The 1,842-nt window shown below is 66.2% G+C and carries 2 protein-coding genes; one reads left to right on the top strand and one right to left on the bottom strand.

Features of this window, described 5'->3' with window-relative positions:
• Positions 1-897 (top strand): M20/M25/M40 family metallo-hydrolase (locus AX735_RS00210; protein ID WP_156447372.1); only part of this gene is annotated, 897 nt, incomplete at its 5' end.
• 1 nt (position 898) lies between these two features.
• Here the strand turns inward: AX735_RS00210 and AX735_RS00205 are convergent.
• Positions 899-1,531 (bottom strand): NAD(P)H-binding protein, encoded by a 633-nt coding sequence (locus AX735_RS00205; RefSeq protein WP_066274062.1) that lies wholly within the window; start codon positions 1,529-1,531, stop codon positions 899-901.
• Positions 1,532-1,842 lie beyond the last annotated feature (311 nt).

Raw genomic sequence — 1,842 nt, 5'->3', positions numbered from 1 at the left:
GCGGCGGCGGGGCTGGACCTTGCCAAGCTCGAGGTCGAGGCGCGCTCGCCCAAGTTCCGCCCGGTGGAGTTGAAGGGCGTGACGCTCCATGCCGATATTCCGGTGCAGCCCGAGGTCGTGACCAGCCACAATGTGCTGGGCAAGATCACCGGCAGCAAGCGTCCCGACGAGGTCGTGATGTTCGGCGCGCACTGGGATGCCTATGGCGAGGGCAAGCCCGACGCCCAGGGCCGCATCTATCGCGCCGGGGCCAATGACGATGCGCTGGGCATTGCCGGATTGTTCGAGATCGCGCGGTCGCTGAAATCGGGCCCCGCGCCCGAGCGCTCGGTGGTGTTCGGGCTGTGGACGGCCGAGGAGCGCGGGCTGCTCGGCTCCGAATATTATGCCGCCAACCCGGTCTATCCGATGGAAAGGACCGTCGCCAATCTGGCGCTCGACATCCTTCAGACCGCAGGCGCGGCGAAGGATGTGGTGCTGGTCGGCAAGGGGCAGAACACGCTCGAGGACGACATGGCGCGGGTGGCCGCGACCCAGGGCCGTACCGTGACGCCAGAAAGCCTGCCCGAACGCGGCCTGTTCTACCGCGCCGACCATTTCTCCTTCGCCAAGCGCGGTGTTCCGGTGATGCTGCTGATGGGCATTGCGGGGGCCTCCGACCTCAGGCAGGGCGGCGTCGCGGCGGGCCAGGCGTGGATCGATGCCTATACCGGCCAGTGCTATCACCAGGCGTGCGATGCCTGGGGGCCGGACTGGAAGCTCGACGGCGCGGTGCAGGACATCGCGCTCACCGGGATCATCGGCGCCGAGCTCGCCAATTCGACCCGCTGGCCGCAATGGAAGCCGGGCTCCGAGTTCAAGGCGATCCGCGACAAATCCGGTGCACCGAAAGAATAGGTCAGGCTAGCTGGGCGGCACTCACGACGTGCCGTCCCGGCCTTGCGGCCAGCGCCGCCTCGATCAGCGCGGCCGCGATATTCGCGGCCGGGCTGATCCGCCACTGGCGCGGCAGCACCGGCCCTAGCACAGTGAGGATTGCATCGGACACGCGCTCCATCGGACGGAAATCGTCGCGTTGCCCGCCGATCAGCCCGGGGCGGACGATCGTATAGCTGGGATAGTCAAGCGCGCCGATGCTTGCCTCGACCTCGCCCTTGGTGCGGTTGTAGAGCAGTCGCGAGCCCGCATCCGCGCCGATCGCGGACACCAGCGCAAAGGCTTTCGCGCCGTGCGCGCGTGCGTGCGTCGCAACCATCAGCGGATAATCGTGATCGACCCGGCAGAACGCCTCTGCCGACCCCGCCTTGGCCCGTGTCGTGCCGAGCGCGCAGATGACGGCATCGCAACGCCACCAATCGGCATCGGGCGGCAGCAATTCGTAATCGATGAGCGGGTTGACCAGCTTCGGGTGCGAGGGCAGCGCGCGTCGCGTCGGGGCGACGACACCCGTCACGCGCGGATCATCGAGCGCCCGGGCCAGGGCGATCCGCCCGACCAGCCCGGTGGCACCTGCGATGAGAAGCTTGCTCATGGATCGTCCTCCACCGCTGCGCAGGTGCAATGCCACGCGCATTGTCAGCGCGAAGTCTGACGCCAGATATCCTGCGATGTCGAGGAAAAATGGTGGAGCCTAGCGGGATCGAACCGCTGACCTCTACACTGCCAGTGTTGCGACTGCACGATTTGGCTGTGTTTCAGACGCGCCAAATGGAGCAAGAACCATGAACACGCAGCGAACAGAAGGATATATCGGTCCCGATCGGTCCCAGCCTATTGAGGGCATGTCTCTTGGGTCACGTCCGTCAATGAGGTGTAATTTGGGGTGTGGTCACCGGGCTGCAT

The sequence above is a fragment of the Blastomonas sp. CCH1-A6 genome (genome assembly GCF_001556365.1).
Taxonomy (GTDB): domain Bacteria; phylum Pseudomonadota; class Alphaproteobacteria; order Sphingomonadales; family Sphingomonadaceae; genus Blastomonas; species Blastomonas ursincola.
Note: the sequence above shows the minus strand (reverse complement) of the source record. Positions and strands in the feature narration are given on the sequence as shown.